The organism is Pseudomonas turukhanskensis, from assembly GCF_027922365.1.
Lineage (GTDB): Bacteria > Pseudomonadota > Gammaproteobacteria > Pseudomonadales > Pseudomonadaceae > Aquipseudomonas > Aquipseudomonas turukhanskensis.
In genome coordinates this window covers 113,570-134,395 of the sequence record NZ_BSFN01000001.1, presented here as the reverse complement: position 1 = coordinate 134,395, position 20,826 = coordinate 113,570, and the positions used below count along the sequence as shown (strand labels likewise).

Annotated in this window: 15 protein-coding genes; 10 read left to right on the top strand and 5 right to left on the bottom strand. The window is 60.6% G+C overall.

Annotated features, from left to right (window positions below):
• Window positions 1–21 precede the first annotated feature (21 nt).
• From ruvX to gshB, 4 genes are all read right to left on the bottom strand, one after another.
• Window positions 22–459 (bottom strand): Holliday junction resolvase RuvX, encoded by a 438-nt coding sequence (gene ruvX / locus PKE98_RS00540; RefSeq protein ID WP_271193929.1) that lies wholly within the window; start codon window positions 457–459, stop codon window positions 22–24.
• Entirely contained in the window at window positions 456–1,025 is a 570-nt protein-coding gene (locus tag PKE98_RS00535; protein ID WP_271193276.1) for a YqgE/AlgH family protein, read from the bottom strand. The genes ruvX and PKE98_RS00535 overlap by 4 nt, the downstream gene beginning before the upstream one ends.
• A 78-nt stretch (window positions 1,026–1,103) precedes the next feature.
• Entirely contained in the window at window positions 1,104–1,997 is an 894-nt protein-coding gene (locus PKE98_RS00530; RefSeq protein ID WP_271193275.1) for an energy transducer TonB, read from the bottom strand.
• Between the two features lie 178 nt (window positions 1,998–2,175).
• On the bottom strand, window positions 2,176–3,129 hold the full coding sequence (gshB, locus tag PKE98_RS00525; RefSeq protein ID WP_271193274.1) for a glutathione synthase: 954 nt from the start codon (window positions 3,127–3,129) through the stop codon (window positions 2,176–2,178).
• 245 nt (window positions 3,130–3,374) lie between these two features.
• Here gshB and pilG point away from each other — a divergent pair, with 245 nt between their 5' ends.
• The 9 genes from pilG (at window position 3,375) to PKE98_RS00480 (ending at window position 17,964) form a co-directional block, all read left to right on the top strand.
• A complete protein-coding gene (pilG, locus tag PKE98_RS00520; protein WP_108094981.1) occupies window positions 3,375–3,782 on the top strand; it encodes a twitching motility response regulator PilG in 408 nt (135 codons plus the stop codon).
• A 45-nt stretch (window positions 3,783–3,827) separates the two neighbouring features.
• A complete protein-coding gene (gene pilH, locus PKE98_RS00515) occupies window positions 3,828–4,193 on the top strand; it encodes a twitching motility response regulator PilH (protein ID WP_108094980.1) in 366 nt (121 codons plus the stop codon).
• A 41-nt stretch (window positions 4,194–4,234) separates the two neighbouring features.
• A complete protein-coding gene (locus PKE98_RS00510) occupies window positions 4,235–4,771 on the top strand; it encodes a chemotaxis protein CheW (protein ID WP_271193273.1) in 537 nt (178 codons plus the stop codon).
• Between the two features lie 84 nt (window positions 4,772–4,855).
• Window positions 4,856–6,904, top strand: a complete 2,049-nt coding sequence (locus PKE98_RS00505) for a methyl-accepting chemotaxis protein (RefSeq protein ID WP_271193272.1) — start codon at window positions 4,856–4,858, stop codon at window positions 6,902–6,904.
• 44 nt (window positions 6,905–6,948) lie between these two features.
• Entirely contained in the window at window positions 6,949–7,845 is an 897-nt protein-coding gene (locus tag PKE98_RS00500; RefSeq protein ID WP_271193271.1) for a CheR family methyltransferase, read from the top strand.
• Window positions 7,846–7,870: 25 nt separating this feature from the next.
• Window positions 7,871–15,742 (top strand): Hpt domain-containing protein, encoded by a 7,872-nt coding sequence (locus PKE98_RS00495; RefSeq protein WP_271193270.1) that lies wholly within the window; start codon window positions 7,871–7,873, stop codon window positions 15,740–15,742.
• Entirely contained in the window at window positions 15,739–16,758 is a 1,020-nt protein-coding gene (locus PKE98_RS00490; protein ID WP_271193269.1) for a chemotaxis protein CheB, read from the top strand. Before PKE98_RS00495 ends, PKE98_RS00490 begins: the two co-directional genes overlap by 4 nt.
• Window positions 16,759–16,778: 20 nt before the next feature.
• Window positions 16,779–17,255: a chemotaxis protein CheW gene (locus tag PKE98_RS00485; RefSeq protein ID WP_271193268.1), complete on the top strand. Its 477-nt coding sequence runs from the start codon at window positions 16,779–16,781 to the stop codon at window positions 17,253–17,255.
• A 178-nt stretch (window positions 17,256–17,433) separates the two neighbouring features.
• Window positions 17,434–17,964, top strand: a complete 531-nt coding sequence (locus PKE98_RS00480) for a ferritin-like domain-containing protein (protein ID WP_271193267.1) — start codon at window positions 17,434–17,436, stop codon at window positions 17,962–17,964.
• A gap of 146 nt (window positions 17,965–18,110) precedes the next feature.
• Here the strand turns inward: PKE98_RS00480 and PKE98_RS00475 are convergent, their stop codons facing one another.
• Entirely contained in the window at window positions 18,111–18,830 is a 720-nt protein-coding gene (locus PKE98_RS00475; RefSeq protein WP_271193266.1) for a 16S rRNA (uracil(1498)-N(3))-methyltransferase, read from the bottom strand.
• 688 nt (window positions 18,831–19,518) lie between these two features.
• Here PKE98_RS00475 and PKE98_RS00470 point away from each other — a divergent pair.
• On the top strand, window positions 19,519–20,820 hold the full coding sequence (locus PKE98_RS00470) for an OprD family porin (protein ID WP_271193265.1): 1,302 nt from the start codon (window positions 19,519–19,521) through the stop codon (window positions 20,818–20,820).
• The last annotated feature ends 6 nt before the right edge of the window (window positions 20,821–20,826 follow it).

Genomic DNA, 20,826 nt, shown 5'->3' with positions numbered 1-20,826 from the left:
GAATCGCAAAAACGCAGAGCTTCAGGCGCCGCTGTGCTCGGCTAGCCAGCCTTCGAGCAGCAGCGCGGCGGCAAGGGCGTCGACCGGATTTTCGCGGTAGCCGCCCCGCTGACCCTGCTGCAGGCGCTCGCCTTTGGCGGCATAGGTGGTCAGGCGCTCGTCATGGGTGTGGACGGGCAGGTTGAAACGGCCGTTGAGTCGCCGGGCAAATTTCTCCGCGCGTTCGCTCATCTCGCTGGGGCTGCCGTCCATATTCAGCGGCAGGCCGACCACGATGGCATCCGGTTGCCACTCGCGCACGAGGGCTTCGACTTTCTGCCAATCGGGCACGCCGTTCTGGGCTTTGAGCACGCAGAGCTCGCGGGCCTGGCCAGTGATCACCTGGCCGACGGCAACGCCGATCTGCTTGGTGCCGTAGTCGAAACCGAGCAGCAGGCGTAGAGGTTTGTCGGCCATCAGGCGTGCCCGGCTTGTGAGGTCAGCAGGCTGAGGTTGACGCCCAGGCGCGCGGCAGCGGCGGTCAGGCGTTGGTCGAAGGGCAGGTCGAACAGAATGTGGGAATCGGCAGGGCAGGTCAGCCAGGTGTTGCCGATCAGCTCCTCTTCCAACTGCCCGGCCTCCCAGCCGGCGTACCCGAGAGCGATTACGTGTTTTTCCGGGCCATGGCCATCGGCGATGGCAAACAGCACGTCTTGCGACGTAGTGACGGCCAGTTCACCCAGATCCATGGTGGCTTGGAACTGCGGGCCCGCCGGGTGCAACACAAAGCCGCGATCGGTTTGCACTGGGCCGCCGGAAAAAATCGGCAGGCTCTGGCAGATGGCCGGCGGCAGTATTTCGGGGCGCAGTTGTTCGAGCACGTCGGCGAGGTTCAGGCCATTGGGGCGGTTGATCACCAGGCCCATGGCGCCTTGCTCGTTGTGCTCGATGAGGAAAGTGAGTGTCTGCGCGAAATTCGGATCGGCCATGTGCGGCATGGCAATCAGAAAGTGGTTTTTCAGGTAGCTGGGGTTGGCGTCTTTCATGGCGCGTAGTGTCGCCGCTGGCTAGTGGCCCTGACAAGCCGAGCCGGGCATTTGCTGCAAGTCGCCCGCCGGGCTTGGCTATTTGCTAGAGAGCTTATCGCCGCGCTCGAAGCGCCAGGTACGGATGATTTCCAGGCGGTCGATATCCGACAGATCGCCGGTAAACGGTGCAAACGGCGCAGACAACCGCACGATGCGCAATGCGGCCTGGTCCAGCAGTGGCTGGCCGGACGACTCCAGCACCTGCACTTCGTACAGGCTACCGTCGCGGTTGATCGAAACCAGCAGGCGCAGGCTGCCGTAAATACGCTGACGGCGGGCTTCGTCCGGGTAGTTCAGATTGCCGACGCGCTCGACCTTCTTGCGCCATTCGTCTTTGTACCAGGCGCCTTTGTCACGCATGGTCGAGGCCGCGTTGAGGCGGTGAATTTTTGGGCGCTTGGCGTAGAGCTGTTGTTGCTGCGCCAGTTCCGCCTCAAGGCCGGAGATTTCCGCCGATAGCTGCTCGCTGTCGAAAGCCGGAGCTTTGCGCGCGTCGGGCTGCGGTTTGGTTTCCTCCTGCTTGACCTGGGTTTTCTGCTGCTTGGGCGCCGTAGTGGCGACGGCTGCCTTGGGTGCTTCCTGCTTGGTCTTGGGTGCTGGCGCGGTCGGCAGGGTGATGCGTTTGACTTCTTTGTCCTGAAACAGCGCCTGCTCGGTGGTTTTCGGCGCGGCTTTTTTATCGAGCGTGCCGCTGCCCTGTTGGTTGTCCTGGGCAAGAAAGTCGGCCTCTTTGGGCGCTTCCTTGCTCTTGAACGTGGACAGGGTGATTTCCAGGGTTTTGCTGATCTGGCTCGGCGGCACAAGGGTAAAGCTGACGCCCAGAATCAGGGCCGCATGCAGCACGGCAGCGAGGAACAGGGTAAAGCCCAGCCGATCCGCAGGGCGGACGCCGTAATCAGAAAGTTCTGGCGGAAGGGCGGGTGAGTTCATCGCGCAATGGGGTCGATTCAGGTTGCCGCGCAGTCTGCCGAGCACTTGACGAAAAGTCCATGAAGCACTGCGCGGCTTGGTGAAGCACTGGGCATTTCTGCGTTGTGGGTCTCGTGTCGCTGCACTGCGTGGCTCTGTCCTTCTTTATATAAGCGACAGAGACACGCACATGGCGCGTTTAGCGAGCGTCCAGTTGCCCCGCAATGGCGGCCATCAGTTGCTCGCCAATGCCGGTGTTGTAGGCGTTGTCGATTTCGCGGATGCAGGTCGGGCTGGTGACGTTGATTTCCGTCAGGTACTCGCCGATGACATCCAGACCCACGAACAATAGCCCTTTCTCGCGCAGCGTCGGCCCCACTTGCGCGGCAATCCAGCGATCGCGATCGGTCAGTGGGCGTGCTTCGCCGCGCCCGCCAGCCGCCAGGTTGCCACGGGTTTCGCCGGCTGCCGGAATGCGTGCCAGGCAGTAGGGCACCGGCTCGCCGTTGATCATCAGGATGCGCTTGTCGCCGTCCTTGATCGCCGGCAGGTACGCCTGCGCCATGATCTGCTGCTGGCCGAGGTTGGTCAGGGTTTCGAGAATCACCGACAGATTAGGGTCGCCTTCGCGGTGGCGAAAGATCGAGGTGCCGCCCATGCCATCCAAGGGTTTGAGAATGATGTCACGGTGCTCTTTGGCAAACTCCCGCAGAATGTCGGCGCGGCGGCTGACCAGCGTCGGTGGCGTGCAGTGCGGAAATTGCGTGGCGAACAGCTTTTCGTTGCAGTCGCGCAGGCTCTGGGGACGGTTGACGATCAACACCCCGGCCCGCTCGGCTTGCTCCAGCAGGTAGGTGCTGTACACGAACTCCATATCGAACGGCGGATCCTTGCGCATCAGGATCACATCCAGATCGGTCAACGGGGCGTCGATTTCATCGCCCAGTTCGAACCAGTGTTGGGGGTCGGCGAAGACGTGAAGCGGACGCATGCGCGCTTTGGCGACGCCGGCAACCTGGTACAGATCGTGCTGCTCCATATAGAACAACGACCAGCCACGGGCCTCGGCGGCCAGTAGCATGGCCAGCGAGCTGTCCTTCTTATAGGAAATGCCCGAAATTGGGTCCATGACAATGCCCAGGCGTACGCTCATGGGGTGGCTCCTCCGCAAAACGAATGCGACAGTTGAAATGTGTCGCGACTAGACTGTGTGGCGGCAGAGTGGCGCTGACGACCACTTCGGTCAAGGAAAAACCTTACGCTTCTGGGGCTTATAGATTGCTTCTAGAGAGTGTGCTAAAAAGGCCTACGATTGGGTCGCAGCCCGTAGCTGGTAGGCCTCAGGCGCACTGAAAACGTAGAAAAATAACGACTCATCGAGGCGATGGTAGGACGAACATGGAACAGCATTCCGAAGGATTAAGGGTCATGGTCATCGACGATTCGAAAACGATTCGTCGAACCGCTGAGACCCTGCTGAAAAAAGTGGGTTGTGAAGTGATCACCGCCGTCGATGGTTTCGATGCGTTGGCCAAGATCGCTGACACACACCCCAACATCATTTTTGTCGACATCATGATGCCGCGCTTAGATGGCTATCAGACCTGCGCCCTGATTAAAAATAACAGTGCTTTCAAGTCCACCCCGGTAATCATGTTGTCCTCCAAGGACGGCCTGTTCGATAAGGCCAAGGGCCGTATCGTGGGTTCCGATCAGTACCTCACCAAGCCTTTCAGTAAGGAAGAGCTGCTCGGCGCTATCAAGGCACATGTCCCTGATTTCACCCCGGTGGAACAAGCATCTTGACGTTGTACCGCTAGCGCGGTGACGCAACTTCCATAGGGAAACACCATGGCTCGAATTCTGATTGTTGATGACTCTCCTACCGAGATGTACAAGCTGACCGCGATGCTCGAAAAGCACGGTCATCAGGTACTCAAGGCGGAAAATGGCGCCGATGGCGTGGCACTGGCCCGTCAGGAAAAACCCGACGCCGTCTTGATGGATATCGTGATGCCGGGCCTCAATGGCTTCCAGGCCACCCGTCAACTCACCAAAGATGCGGATACCAATCACATTCCGGTAATTATCGTCACCACTAAAGACCAGGAAACCGATAAGGTCTGGGGCAAGCGTCAGGGCGCGCGCGACTACCTGACCAAACCGGTGGACGAAGACACGCTGCTGAAAACCTTGAATGCAGTGCTGGCGGGCTAAGCCGCCACCACGCACATAAAAACTAGAAGGTTCAGGCCGACATGTCGGATGTACAGACTCCCTTTCAGCTTCTCCTCGAGATCGACCAGCGTTGTCGACTGCTGGCTGCCGGCTTGCCGTCGCAGCGGGCCGTGGTGCAGACCTGGAGTGGAATCGGCTTTCGTATGGGCGAACGCCTGTTTGTAGCTCCGATGGGTGAAATTGGCGAAGTGCTGCACGAACCACGGTTCACGTTGTTGCCCGGCGTAAAAAGCTGGGTGAAAGGCGTGGCCAACGTACGTGGACGTTTGTTGCCGGTAATGGATATGTGTGGCTACTTCGGCACCGAACTCTCGCCTCTGCGCAAGCAGCGGCGTGTGTTGGTGGTAGACCACCAGGATGTTTTCGCTGGCCTGACCGTCGATGAAGTGTTTGGTATGCAGCACTTCCCGGTGGACAGCTTCTCGGAGCAGTTGCCAGCGCTCGAAGCGGCTATTGAGCCCTTCATACATGGGGTATTTCAACGCGAACAGCCATGGCTAGTGTTCAGCCCTCACGCGCTGGCACAGCATCCGGGCTTTCTCGACGTTGCGTTCTGATTGATTAGGTTGGGTCGGCATTTGCCGACCCTTTGGCGTTACACGGGAAAACGTAGTGCGGTGGGTCCAGGCGGGGGCCAAATAATGAAAAAACTGAACGCAGGCAATCTATTGGCTGGAGTGCGTAGTAGCTCATTGATCGCGGGGCTGTTTATCGTCCTGATCGTTTCGATCGTGTTGCTCTTCGCCAACTTCGCCTACATCAACACCCAGTCGAACTACGACAAGGAATACATCAGCCACTCCGGTGAGCTGCGTGTACTGTCCCAGCGTATTGCGAAGAACGCCACGGAAGCGGCCGCCGGCAAGACAGAGGCGTTTGCCCTGTTGAAAGACGCGCGCAACGACTTCGAAAAGCGCTGGAGCTATCTGGTCAAGGGTGACAACACCACTGGCCTGCCGCCTGCGCCGGCCATCGTGAAACCGGAAATGGACGCCGTGCAGCAAGACTGGGACAGCCTGCGTAAAAACGCCGACGCCATTCTGGCCAGCGAACAGACCGTACTGTCCCTGCACCAGGTAGCCGCCACACTGGCCGAAACCATTCCGCAGCTGCAGGTCGAGTACGAAGAAGTGGTCGACATCCTGCTGGAAAGCGGCGCAACCGCTGCTCAGGTATCGGTAGCTCAGCGTCAGTCGCTTTTGGCCGAACGTATTCTCGGTTCGGTGAACAAGGTACTGGCCGGTGACGAAGACTCGGTACAAGCCGCCGACATGTTCGGTCGTGACGCCAGCCTGTTTGGTCGCGTACTCAAGGCGATGATCGAAGGCAACGCCGCCATGAAGATCACCAAGGTCAGCGACCAGGAAGCCCTGGAGCGTCTGTCCGAGATTTCCGAACTGTTCGAGTTCGTATCCGGTTCGGTAGACGAAATTCTCGAAACCTCGCCAGAGCTGTTCCAGGTTCGTGAATCGGCCAGCAGCATCTTCACCGTGTCGCAAACCCTCTTGGACAAAGCCTCCAAGCTGGCCGACGGTTTTGAAAACCTGGTGGGCGCGCGTTCGATGAACACGCTGGCCGGTTACGTGCTGGGTCTGCTGGCGATTGCCTCGATCATCCTGATCGGTCTGGTAATGGTTCAGAGCACCCGCAGCCGACTGGCTGAAACCGCCGAGAAAAACGAACGTAACCAGGCGGCGATTCTGCGACTGCTCGACGAAATTGCCGACCTCGCGGACGGTGACTTGACCGTAGCGGCCACCGTAACCGAAGACTTTACCGGCGCCATCGCGGACTCGATCAACTACTCGATCGACCAACTGCGCGACCTGGTAGCCACGATCAACCTGACCGCTGTACAGGTGGCCGCCGCCGCCCAGGAAACCCAGGCAACAGCAATGCACCTGGCCGAAGCATCCGAACACCAGGCGCAGGAAATTGCCGGTGCATCGGCGGCGATCAACGAAATGGCCGTGTCTATTGACCAGGTATCGGCGAACGCGTCGGAATCCTCCGCGGTAGCAGAACGTTCCGTAGCCATCGCCAACAAGGGTAACGAGGTGGTGCACAACACCATCACCGGCATGGATAACATCCGTGAGCAGATCCAGGACACCTCCAAACGTATTAAACGTCTCGGTGAATCGTCCCAGGAGATTGGTGACATCGTTAGCCTGATTAACGACATTGCCGACCAGACCAACATCCTCGCACTGAACGCCGCTATCCAGGCATCCATGGCCGGTGATGCCGGTCGAGGCTTCGCCGTGGTAGCGGACGAGGTACAGCGCCTCGCAGAACGTTCCTCCGCTGCAACCAAGCAGATTGAGGCACTGGTTAAAACGATTCAGACCGACACCAACGAAGCGGTTATCTCCATGGAGCAAACCACGTCCGAAGTGGTGCGCGGTGCGCGTCTGGCGCAAGACGCCGGGGTGGCACTGGAAGAAATTGAAAAGGTATCCAAGACCCTCGCGGCCTTGATTCAGAACATCTCCAACGCCGCCCGTCAGCAAGCGTCCTCCGCTGGCCATATCTCCAACACCATGAACGTGATCCAGGAGATCACCTCGCAGACGTCCTCGGGTACCACCGCTACCGCCAAGAGCATTGGTAACCTGGCCAAGATGGCCAGTGAGATGCGTCGTTCGGTTTCTGGTTTTACCTTGCCAGAAGCAGCGGACCAGGCCTGATCGAGGGGAGCACGATGACCTGAAAGGGTCATCGTCATTGGGCCATGAGCGAGGGAGACGGCATGCAACCGGGTGGAGCGCCAGGTGGGATTTGGTCCCTCAAGCCTCTGGTCGATTTGACCCCGGCGGAATTCCACGACTGGCAAGCGCTGCTTGAAGAGCGCACCGGCGTGGTGATCAACGAACAGCGTCAGGCTTTTTTGCAGACCAACCTCAGCGCGCGCATGCGTGAGCTCGAGGTGCCGGACTATGCCAGCTACTACCGGCAAGTTACCGATGGTCCGCGTGGCGCTGTGGAGTGGTCCACCCTGCTGGATCGCCTGACCGTTCAGGAAACCCGCTTCTTTCGCCATCGCCCTTCGTTTGAGGTGCTCGAGCAATACCTGGCGCTGCGCCTGGCGCGCGCCCAGCAAGGCGAGCAGCCGTGGGCGTTGTGGAGCGTGGGTTGTTCCAGCGGTGAAGAGCCCTACTCCCTGGCGATTAGCGCCGCGGAGGTGTTGCGTGATAGCGGCATGCCCGATCATTTTGGTGTGACCGGCACCGATATCAGCATGAATGCGTTGAGCAAGGCGCGAGAGGCCGAATACGCCGCGCGCAAGTTCGATCAGATGGATATAGACCTGTGCGAGCGCTATTTCAGCGTGCAGGACGATGGTCGTTTGAAAGTAATACCGAGCCTGGCGGCGCGAGTGTGCGTAGCCCGGCTCAACGTGCTGGAGTTGGCCAAGGCGCCGATGGCCGGCATGGATGTCATTTTCTGTCAGAACTTGCTGATCTATTTTCGTCGCTGGCGTCGCCGCGAGATCCTCAACCGGCTGGCTGAACGCCTTGCGCCGGGTGGTCTGTTGGTAGTCGGCGTCGGTGAAGTGATCGGTTGGCAGCACCCGGACCTGGAGCCGGTGGCCGACGAGCGAGTGCTGGCTTTTACCCGAAAGGGGTAACGTGCGGTTTATGAGTGGAGTGGCTATGGGTGATCGGCACGATTATGTCGCCCTGGAGTGGGTTAAAGGCGAGATCGCAGAAACCCTGAAACAGGCGCGGCAGGCCCTTGAGGCGTTCGTTGAGAACCCCGAGGACTCGACACGCATGCGTTTCTGCCTGACCTATGCGCATCAGGTGCACGGCACTCTACAAATGGTGGAGTTCTACGGCGCTGCTCTGCTCGCCGAGGAAATGGAGCATCTGGCCCAGGCCCTGATGGAAAATCGCGTGAGCAACCAGGGTGAAGCCCTGGAAGTGCTGATGCAGGCCATTTTGCAACTGCCGGTTTACCTCGACCGTATTCAAACCGCGCGCCGCGACCTGCCGATGGTGGTGTTGCCGCTGTTGAACGACCTGCGTTCGGCCCGTGGTGAAAAACTGCTGTCCGAAACCAGCCTGTTCTCCCCGGACATGACCGTGCGTCAGCCGGCCCTGTCGGCCGATTCGCTGGCCCAGCTGCGTACTGCCGAACTGCCGGTGCTGCTGCGAAAATTGCGCCAGATGCTGCAGATGGCGCTGATCGGCGTTATCCGAAATCAGGACCTGGGCACCAACCTGGGCTACATGGCCCGCGTGTTCGCCCGCCTGGAAGTGCTGTGCAAAGACGCCCCGCTGGGGCCGTTGTGGCAGATCGCCTCGGGCATCGTCGAAGGCCTGTCCAACGGCAGCGTGCTCAACGGCAGCTCCGTGCGCACCCTGTTGCGCCAGGTCGATAAAGAACTCAAACGCCTGCTGGAACAAGGTGCCGACGGCATCAACCAGGCGGCGCCCGATGAGCTGACCAAGAATCTGCTGTTCTACGTCGCCAAGTCCAGCCCGCAATCGCCGCGAATTCGCCAACTCAAGGAACAATACCGCCTCGACGAAGCGCTGCCCGATGACGATGTTGTCGACGAAGAGCGCGCCCGTCTGGCCGGCCCGGACCGCGACGCCATGCGTTCGGTGGTCGCTGCCCTGTGTGAAGAACTGGTGCGCGTCAAAGACAGCCTCGACCTGTTCGTGCGCAGCGACCGCAGCAAGGTGGCCGAACTCGATAGCCAATTGGCCCCGCTCAAGCAAATCGCCGACACCCTGGCGGTATTGGGTTTTGGCCAGCCGCGCAAAGTGATTCTCGACCAGATCGATGTGGTCCACGGCCTGTCCCTCGGCCAGCGTGAGCCTAGCGATGCAGTGCTGATGGATGTCGCCGGTGCGCTGTTGTATGTCGAAGCGACCCTGGCCGGTATGGTCGGCCCGGCCGATGACGGCCGTCGCGAAGAAAGCCACCTGCCCACCACCGACGTGGCGCAGATTCATCAGCTGGTTATCAAGGAAGCGCGCAACGGCCTGGAACAGGCTAAAGACGCGATCATCGAATTCATTGCCTCGCAGTGGAACCACGAGCACCTGGCCCGCGTGCCCGAGTTGCTGACCCAGGCCCGTGGCGGCCTGGCGATGATTCCGCTAGAGCGTGCAGCCGCCCTGCTGAACGCCTGCAACCGCTATATCCAGGAACAACTGCTGGCGCGCAAAGCCGTGCCGAACTGGCAGAGCCTGGACACCCTGGCCGATGCCATCACCAGTGTCGAGTACTACCTCGAACGTCTGAGTGAAGACCATGCCGCCCAAGGCGACCTGATTCTCGACGTCGCCGAAGAAAGCCTGGAAACCCTGGGTTATCCGCTGAAAGAAAAACCGTCGATCCTGGATCGCGTTGAGCCTGAACCAGAAGCTTTTGCGCCGCTGGCCGACCCGATGCACGACATCGACGTGTTGGGTGACGAGCCTGATGCGGCTGCCGAGCCTGAGGCCGAGCAGGCTGCTGAAACGGCATTTGAAGCTGAGCCTTCGTCGTTTGAATCCGACTTTGGCGTGATTGAGGAAAGCTTCAGCCTGGAAGACTTGCCCGTTGCTGATACCTCCGTTGTCGCCAATGGTGGTGACGTGGGCAGCATCGAGTTCTCGCTGGACAATTTGCCTGTTGAAACCGAAGCCTCGGCGCCGGCAGAAGTGTCCGAACTGAGCCTGGAATTTGGTGAGCTGCAAAGCGCAGAGCCCGAGCCATTGCTGAGCCTGGAAGACAGCTGGACCCTTGAAGACCTGCCGGCCGCGCCGGGCGAAGTGGTCGAGTTGAGCGCGTTCGACGAGGTTCAAGACCTCAGCGAGCTGCCGAGTCTGAGCCTGGACGACGAACCGCTGACGCTGGAAGAGCCTGCGCTGGAGTGGAGCGCGGACAACAGCCTTGAGCTGCGTGACCAGCAACTGGAAGTACCCGAGCTTGAGGCATTCAGCCTGGACGACGCCGGTCTGCAAGAGCTGACGCTTGAAGATCCGAGCGACAATCCCGCCGACTGGAACGAAGCCGAGCTCGCCGAGCTGGAGCTGCCGGAAGTCGACCTACCGCAGGCCGAGCCTGCGCAGGCGCCCGCGGCGCCGGTGGAAAAAACCTTGTCCATGGCCGATGTCATGGCCACCCCGGTGCAGGCCATCAACCCGCCTGCCCAGGATGTACCGCCAAGCCTGTTGCCGCCGCCCGAAGGCGAAGAGCCGATCGACGAAGACCTGCTGGAAGTCTTTATCGAAGAAGTCGGTGAAGTGCTGGAAACCATCGCCGAGTACCTGCCGCAATGGCGCGCCAATACCGACGACAAAACCGCCCTCGCCGAAGTGCGCCGCGCGTTCCACACCCTCAAAGGCAGTGGTCGCATGGTCCGTGCGCTGATTATTGGTGAGCTGGGCTGGGCCATTGAAAACCTGCTTAACCGCGTGCTGGATCGCAGCATTCAGCCCGATGACGACGTGCAGCAAGTGATCACCGATGTGGTGGCCTTGATGCCGGCACTGGTCGATGAGTTCGCCGCCAAGGCGCAGCGTCAGCGTGACGATGTGGATGCGCTGGCCGCCACCGCCCATGCTTTGGCCCGAGGTCAGCGCAGCCCAAAACCTGAAGCCCCGGTGACCGAGCAGGCAGCCGACGCCGTGGGCGCTGAAAGTGCAGTTGCGAAAGCGGCTGTTGCGGCTACCGACATCGAAGCGCTGGACCCGCAACTGATCGAGATTTTCCGCAACGAAGCGGAAACCCACCTCGACACCCTGGTGGGTTTTCTCGCCGATTGCGCTCAGGAGCTGCCGCAGGAAATCACCGATAACCTGCAGCGTGCCCTGCACACCCTCAAGGGCAGCGCGCATATGGCCGGCATTTTGCCGATTGCCGAAATTGCCACGCCGCTGGAAAAACTGGCGAAAGAATTCAAGACCAACCTGATTCCAATGGACCTGGCCGAGGCGGAGTTGCTGCATACCGCCGAGCAACTGTTCCGTCGTGGTCTGGAGCAACTGGAAACCAGCCCGCTGGCACCGATTGAAGGCGCGGCCGAGTTCCTCGAGCGCGTGAACAAGCTTCATCAGGAGCGTCTGGACTCTGCGCAGGCGGCCCGTCAGGACCTGCACGGCAGCGACCAGCGCGACCCGCAACTGATCGGCATCTTTCTGTCCGAAGGCATGGATATCCTGCTGGACGCCGAAGACCTGCTGCGCAAATGGCGCGAGCATCCGTCCGAGCGCCAGGAACTTTCCGCTTTGCTGGATGAACTGACGACGCTGGGTCGTGGCGCCGAGATGGCTGAACTGCCGCAGATCGATGAACTGTGCGAGGCCCTGCTGGACCTCTACGGCGCCGTCGAAGAAGGCAGCCTGGCGGTTAGCGAACGCTTCTTCAGCGAAGCCGAAGCCGCCCACGAAGCCTTGATCAGCATGATGGATCAGGTCGCCGCCGGCTTGCAGGTGACCGCTGAACCGCAACGCGTCGAAGCCCTGCGCCAACTGCTGGGCGAAGCCCTGGACCCGCAAACCCTGGCCTTGCTGAGCCCCGGCGGCGAAGCTGGGCTGAATATTGTCGAGCTGGACGCTGCCACGGCTGAGTTGGAAATGGCTGAGTGGGACAACCAGCCGGCTGTAGACGCGCCTGAGCACGAGTACGACCTGTCGGACTTCGATGCCCTGCCGAACGTGGAAGAGCTGCCTGCGGTGGAAGAGCTGCCGGCAGAAGATTTTTCGCCCTCGGTAGAAGACCTTGCCGCCATCGAGCCGGCATTGGAGCCGATCGCCGTAGCCCCTGAGCCAACGCCAGCGCCTGCCCCAGTAGCCAACGCCGATCCGCTCGATGCCGAGATGGTGGAAATCTTCCTCGAAGAAGCGGTGGATATTCTCGAAAGCTCGGGCCAGGCGCTGGATCGCTGGCTGGGTGAGCCGGATAACCATCTGGCCTTGTCCTCGTTGCTGCGTGACCTGCACACGCTCAAAGGCGGCGCCCGCATGGCTGCCATTCGCCCAATCGGCGATTTGGCCCACGAGCTGGAAACCCTTTATGAAGGCCTGGTGGACCGCCGCTACAGCTACTCGCCGGTATTGGCCGGGCTGCTGCAACGCAGCCACGACAAACTGGCCGTACTGCTGGATCAGTTGCAGGCCAACCAGCCGTTGCACGACCCGGCCGACCTGATCCAAGACATTCGCAGTTTCCGCCAGGGCGGTGGGCAAAGCCTGTCGGCTGCCGCGGTGATTCTCGAGGACTTCGAGGAACCGCTGGAACCCGTCGAGCTTGAGCTGCCCGGCGAAGTGCCAAGTCCGGAAGCCGAGCTGCTTGCCGCCGAAGACGAGCTGGAAGCACTGCCACTGGTTGAGCTAATCGAAGACCAGCTGGACCCGCAAGAGATCAGCTTTGAAGACGTAGTTGCCACCCCTGAGCTTAGCGCCGAAGAACTGCATAACGCCTTGCCCGAAGCCGAAGCGCTGGAACTCGACGCGGCATTGCCGGAGCTGGAATTCGCTGAGACCGCTATCGAAGAGGCTGTGCCGGAAGCTGAAAGCATCGAACTGAGCGACCTGGATGGCGACCTGAGCGCGGAGCTGAGTGCCGAGCCGCTACTGCCAGTCGAGCCCGAGTTTGAAGCCCTGCCAGAGCCTGAGGTTGAGCCGGTTGAATTCACCGCCCCCGAGCCCGTGGCGTATGAAGCGCCGGCCCCGACCGCGTTCGATGACGACCGTGATCCGGAGCTGGTGGAAATCTTCCTGGAAGAAGGTTTCGACATCATCGACAGTTCCAGCGCCGCCCTGCAGCGTTGGAAAGACGACCTCGATAACAGCCTCGAACTGGAATCCCTGCAACGTGATCTGCACACCCTCAAGGGTGGTGCACGCATGGCCGAGATCCGCGAAATCGGCGACTTGGCCCACGAGCTGGAATTCCTTTACGAAGGTCTTGGCGATGGCCGCCTGCGTGCCAGCCCTGGCCTCTTTGGTCTGCTGCAAAGCTGCCATGACCGCCTGGCGGTCATGCTCGAAGCTGTGCGTGATAAACGTCACGTGCCCAGCGGCGAAGACCTGATCGACACCATCAAGCGTTTTCGCGCCAACCCCGACGAGCAACTGAGCATGCCGTCGAGCGTGCACCTGGTTGCCGCCAGCGAAGAGGCTACCGCCGAGGATGCGGAAGACGACGACATTCTGGATATCTTCCTGGAAGAGGCCGACGACCTGCTGGAAAGCATGGAAAGCGCCATCGGCCGTTGGGAAGAAAAGCGCGATGACGGCGACGCCGTCGACGACATGCTGCGCATTTTGCACACCCTCAAGGGCGGTGCACGTCTGGCCGGGCAGAAGAACCTCGGCGATCTGACCCACAACCTTGAGCAGCACCTGACCGAGGCACAGCAACAAGGTGCGCCTTGGCCGGAAAGCCTGTTCCTTGATGTGCAGTCCGGTTTCGAAGCGCTGCAAGGCGAGCTCGACCAGCTGCGCCAGCGGGTGAACGACAACCTGGCCGCTGAACTGGCCCAAGCCAGCCACGAGACGCCAGAGGCCGAAGTGCCGCCGCCAAGCAAGCTGCCGGCCGTGCACACGCTGGCCAACCCGATTGTGGCCGCCAGCGAGTTTTCCAACGCCCCGGCAGCCGCCAAGGTCTTGCCCTTCGTGCGTCGTGCCCAGGAGGCTGCGTTGGACGCCGCCGCCCGCCGCGCGCCGCAAGAGTTGGTAAAAGTACCGGCCGAATTGTTGGAAGGCCTAGTGAACCTGGCCGGTGAAACCTCGATTTTCCGTGGTCGTGTCGAGCAGCAGGTGAGCGACTTCGGCTTCACCCTCGGCGAGATGGAAGCCACCATCGACCGGGTGCGTGACCAGTTGCGCCGCCTCGATATCGAAACCCAGTCGCAGATCATCAGCCGCTTCCAGGCTGAAGCTGAGCGCGTGGGTTACGAAGATTTCGACCCGCTGGAAATGGACCGTCACTCGCAACTGCAGCAGCTCTCGCGTGCGCTGTTCGAGTCGGCCTCCGACTTGCTGGAATTGAAAGAAACCCTGGCCGCGCGTAACCGCGATGCCGAAACCCTGTTGCTGCAACAGGCGCGGGTCAACACCGAACTGCAAGAAGGGTTGATGCGTACGCGCATGGTGCCGTTCGACCGCCTGGTGCCACGTTTGCGCCGAATCGTGCGGCAGGTGGCGAGCGAGTTGGGCAAGCAGGTCGACTTTATTGTCGGCAACGCCGATGGTGAGATGGACCGTACCGTTCTGGAACGTATCGTCGCGCCGTTGGAGCATATGCTGCGTAACGCCGTGGACCACGGTATTGAGCCAGGCGAAGTGCGTCGGGCCGCCGGCAAGAGCGAGCAAGGCACCATCCGCCTGAGCCTGGGCCGTGAGGGCGGCGATATCGTCCTGACCCTGGCCGATGACGGTGGCGGTATCAAGCTCGAAGCGGTGCGCCGCAAGGCCATCGAGCGCGGCATGATGGATAGCGCCTCGGACCTGACCGACTACGAAGTGCTGCAATTTATTCTGGAAGCCGGTTTCTCCACCGCCGAGAAGGTTACGCAGATCTCCGGCCGTGGCGTGGGCATGGACGTGGTGCACTCGGAGGTAAAACAACTCGGTGGCTCCATGAGCATCGAGTCGACACCGGGCGAGGGCACCACCTTCCGTATCCGCCTGCCATTCACCGTGTCGGTTAACCGCGCGTTGATGGTGCTGTCCGGTGAAGACCTGTACGCCATTCCGTTGAACACCATCGAAGGTATCGTGCGGGTTTCGCCCTACGAGCTCGAAGCCTATTACGCGCCAGATGCGCCGCGTTTCGAATACGCCGGGCAAGCCTACGAGCTGCGTTACCTGGGTGACCTGTTGAACAACGGTCAGCAACCCAAGCTGGTGGGCCAGAGCCTGCCGTTGCCGGTGATTCTGGTGCGTTCCAGCGATCACGCTGTGGCGGTGCAGGTGGACTCCCTGGCCGGTTCGCGCGAGATCGTGGTGAAGAGCCTCGGCCCGCAGTTTGCCGGCGTTCACGGAATTTCCGGTGCGACCATCCTGGGTGACGGTCGCGTGGTGGTGATTCTCGACCTGCTGGCGACCATTCGTGTGCGTCACGCGCACCTGCTTAACCAGATGCAGACCCGCACGGTCAGCCGCACGGCGTTGCCGGCCGAGCTGGAAGTGGAGCGTCCGACGCTGGTGATGGTGGTCGACGATTCGGTAACGGTACGTAAGGTCACCAGCCGCCTGCTGGAACGTAATGGCATGAACGTGCTGACCGCCAAAGACGGTGTGGACGCCATCTCGCTGCTGCAAGAACACAAGCCCGACATCATGCTGCTGGACATCGAGATGCCGCGCATGGACGGTTTCGAAGTGGCAAACCTGGTGCGCCACGACGAAAACCTCAAGGATTTGCCGATCATCATGATCACTTCGCGTACCGGTGAAAAACACCGCGAGCGGGCGATGAACATCGGGGTCAACGATTACCTCGGCAAGCCGTATCAAGAGTCGCTGCTGTTGGAAACCATCGCCAAACTGGTGGCCGAACACCCGGTTAAACGGATATGACCGATAAAGTAACTGCCCGCATTGCGGTGCTGGCCGACACCTCGCTGCAACGTCATGTGTTGCAGCAGGCGCTCACCGGCAGTGGCTACAACGTGGTGCTCAACAGCGACCCGGCGCGGCTCGACGACGAAGCACTGGCCGCTGTTGAAGCGGATCTTTGGCTGGTGGACCTGGCGCAGTCGGAAGACTCCCCGCTGGTTGATACCTTGCTGGAGCAGGCCGAGGTGCCCGTGCTGTTTGGCGAAGGCCATGCACCGGAGCGCCATTCGGAAAACTACCCGCGCTGGGAGCGGCGGCTGGTCGGCAAGCTCAAGCGCCTGGTGGGCGACCCCACTCAAGCGGTCGGCCCCAGCCTGCAAGCCTTGTTCGATGAAGCCCAGCGTCCGGCGCGCCTCGATTTGCCGCAAGCCCTGGCCAACACGCCGCTGGCAGCCGGTGCACCGGCTCGGCAGGTGTGGCTGTTGGCGGCATCGCTCGGTGGCCCGGCGGCCGTCAAAGCGTTTCTCGATGCGCTGCCCGGCGGTTTGCCCATCGGTTTTATCTACGCCCAGCATATCGACGCCAGTTTTGAAGCGACCCTGCCACAAGCGGTTGGTCGCCACAGCCAATGGCACGTGAACCCGGCACGCCACGGTGATGCGGTGCGTTGCGGTGAAGTGGTGGTGGCGCCGATTCAGCATGAACTGGGTTTTGCCGAAGACGGCGCCATGCAGATTGCCGACCGTGGCTGGCCGGAACCCTACAGCCCGTCCATCGACCAGATGATGCTTAACCTGGCCCAGCATTTCGGTGCCCTGGGCGGCGTGATTGCGTTCAGCGGCATGGGCAGCGACGGCAGTGCAGCCGCGGCCTATGTAAAACGCCAGGGCGGCGCAATCTGGACCCAGCGCGCCGACAGCTGCGCCTGTGCAAGCATGCCCGACAGCCTGCGCGAAGGCGGCTACAGCGCCTACAGCGGCGACCCGCGCGAACTGGCGGAAACGCTGGTCAACCATTTAGCGGCACAGTGCGCCTGAGGGCGCAAACAGGATTTCCCATGAGCCAAGCCGTTACCACCACCAACACTGCCACCGCGACCAGCATCACCGGCCTGCTGGTGCCGTTGGCCGACCGTACCTTGCTGCTGCCCAACGTGGCGGTGGCTGAGTTGATTCCCTACCGGGCGCCACAGGTGACGCCGGGCATGCCGGCCTGGTTTCTCGGGCAAATGGCCTGGCGTGACCTGAGCCTGCCGCTGTTGTCGTTCGAAGCAGCATCCGATGGCCAGCCACAGATTCGCCCGGGTGCCCGTGTGGCGGTGATCAACGCCCTGGGCGGCCGTCCTAACGTGAAGTTTCTTGCGCTGCTGGTGCAGGGTATTCCGCGTTCGCTCAAGGTCGGCACCGATCTCGCCCGTGCCGACGTGCCACTTTCGCCGCTGGAGCTGGATGCGGTGAGCTTTGGTGAAGCGGTTGCCAAAATTCCCGACTTGTTGGCGCTGGAGCAGATGCTAGCGGACGCAGGATTGATCTGACCCTTCGTTTTTCGCATCTTTCAGCGGGCGCCTATGTGGCGCCCGCTGCGTTTCCAGGCCCGGAACAGAGCGCGCGAAACATCAAACTTTTCCTCCACCCACTACTCACAACTCAGTACACCCAGACGCGTGCCGCCAGAGCCCGCGCTACTGACCGAATAGCTGATGGAGAATGAATATGACCGCTGCACAACTGACTGATGTCGCCACGCTGCGCCAACGCGCGCGCCAGCATATCGAGGAAGGCGCGATCACCGAGGGGTACTCGGCTGATCGTGAAGAAGTTCTGAAATTGCTCAACGCGTCGCTGGCCACCGAGCTGGTCTGCTACCTGCGTTACAAGCGCCACTACTTTATGGCCACCGGCCTGAAAGCCAGCGTGGCGGCAGCCGAATTTCTGGAGCATGCCCAGCAAGAGCTGGCCCATTCGGATCTGCTGGCTGAGCGCATCATGCAATTGGGCGGCGAGCCGGATTTCGACCCGCGCGGTTTGACCGAGCGCTCCCACGCCGAATACGTGGCGGGCAATACGCTAAAAGAGATGATTACCGAGGACTTGGTAGCTGAGCGTATTGCTATTGATAGCTACCGCGAAATCATCACTTACCTGGGCAATGACGACCCGACTACACGCCGCCTGTTTGAGGAGATTCTCGCGCAGGAAGAAGAGCACGCCGATGACCTGGCGGACTTGCTGAAGGACTCCTGATAGACCGCGTTCGCTGCGGCTTCACCCCCAACCCCTCTCCCGCAGGCGGGCGAGGGGAGCTGACCGAGTTCACCGCACGATTCCCCTCTCCCTCCGGGAGAGGGGCTAGGGGTGAGGGCCGGCGCAAACTCGTCCGTACCTGAAACCTAGAAATCCCCCCACAACTGCTGCGCGACACTCAAGGCCACCACCGGAGCTGTCTCCGTTCTAAGCACCCTCGGCCCCAGCCGCGCGGCGTGAAAACCCTTGCCCTGCGCCTGCGCCACTTCTGCATCGCTCAGCCCGCCCTCTGGCCCGATCAAAAACGCCAGCGACTGCGGCTTGGCATGGCTGGTCAACGGCTCGGCCACCGGGTGCAACACTAACTTCAGCTCTGCCTGGCAATGCTCCAGCCATTGCGCCAGCAGCAGCGGCGGGTGAATCAGCGGCAACACTGAGCGCCCGCATTGCTCGCAGGCGCTGATCGCCACCTGACGCCAATGTTCCAGGCGCTTGTCCTCGCGTTCGCCTTTCAACCGTACCTCGCAGCGCTCGCTGACGATCGGGGTAATTTCATTGGCGCCCAGTTCGGTAGCCTTCTGGATAGCCCAGTCCATCCGCTCACCGCGCGACAGCCCCTGACCCAGGTGGATGTGCAGGGGGGACAGCGCCTGGCCGGCAACTTCTTCGCGCAGTTCCACCCGTACGTTTTTCTTGCCTACCTCGATCAGCTCACCAAGGAACTCCTGGCCGCTGCCGTCGAACAGCTGCACGGCATCCCCTACGGCATGGCGTAGCACGCGGCCGATGTAGTGCGCCTGGGTTTCCGGCAGCTCATGCTGACCGAGCGAAAGAGGGGCATCGATAAAAAAGCGGGAGAGACGCATGGCGTAAACAAGGCTTGGCTAAAGGGGTGGCAAGCATAGCGTAGAGCGTGGCTGAAATTCTCCTGCAGGGGGTAGGAATAACCGATGTTAATTGGGAGAGCGTTCTCTATAAGTTGGAGGGGATTTCAGTTTATACATCGGATAACGTCCGCTTATGTGAGTTAAATATTACCTTTTGATCTTGCGATAAATCAGCGGGAAGTTGCTTTCAAAGCGCGCGTAGTTTGAGTTTTGTAAAGTTGGCCTAAATTATCTAATTACGTCCTGAATTATGCTTGGATGGCTCTATCTCGGGCTATATGGTGAGGTTGGTCGGTACTTTAAAGTGGCGGTTGTGGCCTGTTTAAAACTCTTTTTTGTCGACGTTGAAACTATCTGTCCAAGTAGACAAGTTGTCTGAATTGGAAAAGATTTCCTCTGCTGATATATGGCGTAAATACATGTGGTGATGTCGTGCGCTGAACATTGCCAAAGAACTAAACGTGGGAGAAATTGCGCGGGCTTTTCTTTTTGACGCCCATGGGTAACTCAGCGTGCAGCGAGGATTGCATCTCCCGCTGCTACAGAACTGAGCGAGCGGGTAGCCACCACTGGGTTCACTCAGGTGGTCGCCCGGCTCAACCTTTCTGATGATCCCGGGCAGTGGCGCGGGCATATGCCGACACATTCATTTCAATGGGGAATACAAATGAGACTGAAATACACAGCAATTGCCCTGGCCGTAGCCAGCGCCGGCGTTTTCGCCACGGCAGCCCAGGCAGGTCAGGCCGACGCCAAAGGCTTTCTTGAAGGCGACACACTCGACCTGATTTCCCGCAACCTGTATTTCAACATGGACCGCCATAACCCGGGTACGGCCGACAACCGCGAGTGGGGCCAAGGCTTCCAGTTGGACTACGTGTCGGGCTTTACTGAAGGCACCGTTGGTTTCGGTGTGGACCTGAGCGCTTACACCGGCATCAAACTCGACAGCGGCCGGGGCCGCAATGGCACGCAAATGCTGCCGGAAGACTCCGATGGCCGTAGCGAAGACAGCTTCGGTACTCTCGGCGGCGCAGTGAAATTGCAGCTGTCCAATAGCATCCTCAAATACGGCGACCTGCGCCCGTACAACCCGGTTATCGCCATGGCCGATGCCCGTCTGGTACCGGCAACTGCTCGCGGCTTCCAACTCGATAGCGCTGAAATCGAAGGCCTGAAAATCGACGCCGGCCACTTCACCTCGGCCAAAGACAACAACATGTCCGGCCATGACGGTGGTTTTTACGCGGGTTACGCGGGCAAGGAAGGCGGCGATGTTGACTATCTCGGCGCGACTTACAGCATCAACGACAGCCTGAGCATTACCGGCTACGCCTCCCAGTACGAAGACCTGTGGAAGCAGTACTACGGCAACGCCAACTACGTGCTGACCTTGAGCAGCGATCAGTCGCTGAGCTTCGATTTCAATATCTACCGCACGCTGGACGAGGGCAAAGCCCTGGCTGGCACCATCGACACTACCGCCTGGTCGTTCGCCACCGGCTACACCATTGGCGCGCACACTGTGACCCTGGCCTTCCAGAAGAACCATGGCGATCAGCCGTTCGACTACCTGGTGCTCGGCGGCGGCGTATTCCAAGACTCCATCTACCTGGCCAACTCCATGCAACTGGTGGACTTCAACGGCCCGCGTGAAGAGTCCTGGCGCCTGGGTTACAACCTGGACATGACCACCTATGGCGTGCCGGGCCTGACCTTCTACGCCGGGTATACCCGTGGCGATAACGTGGATGGCAGCCATATGGCCGCCGACAGCCCCTACAACTACTACGCCGACAACGAGAAACACTGGGAGCGGGATATCTCGGTCAAGTACGTCGTGCAGGAAGGGCCGGCTAAGGATCTGTCGTTCCGTATCCGTCAGGCGACTCACCGGATCTCGGGCACTTCGGACGTCGATTCGGATCAGGTACGGTTTATCGTCGAGTATCCGCTCTCGATTCTGTAAGCGTGA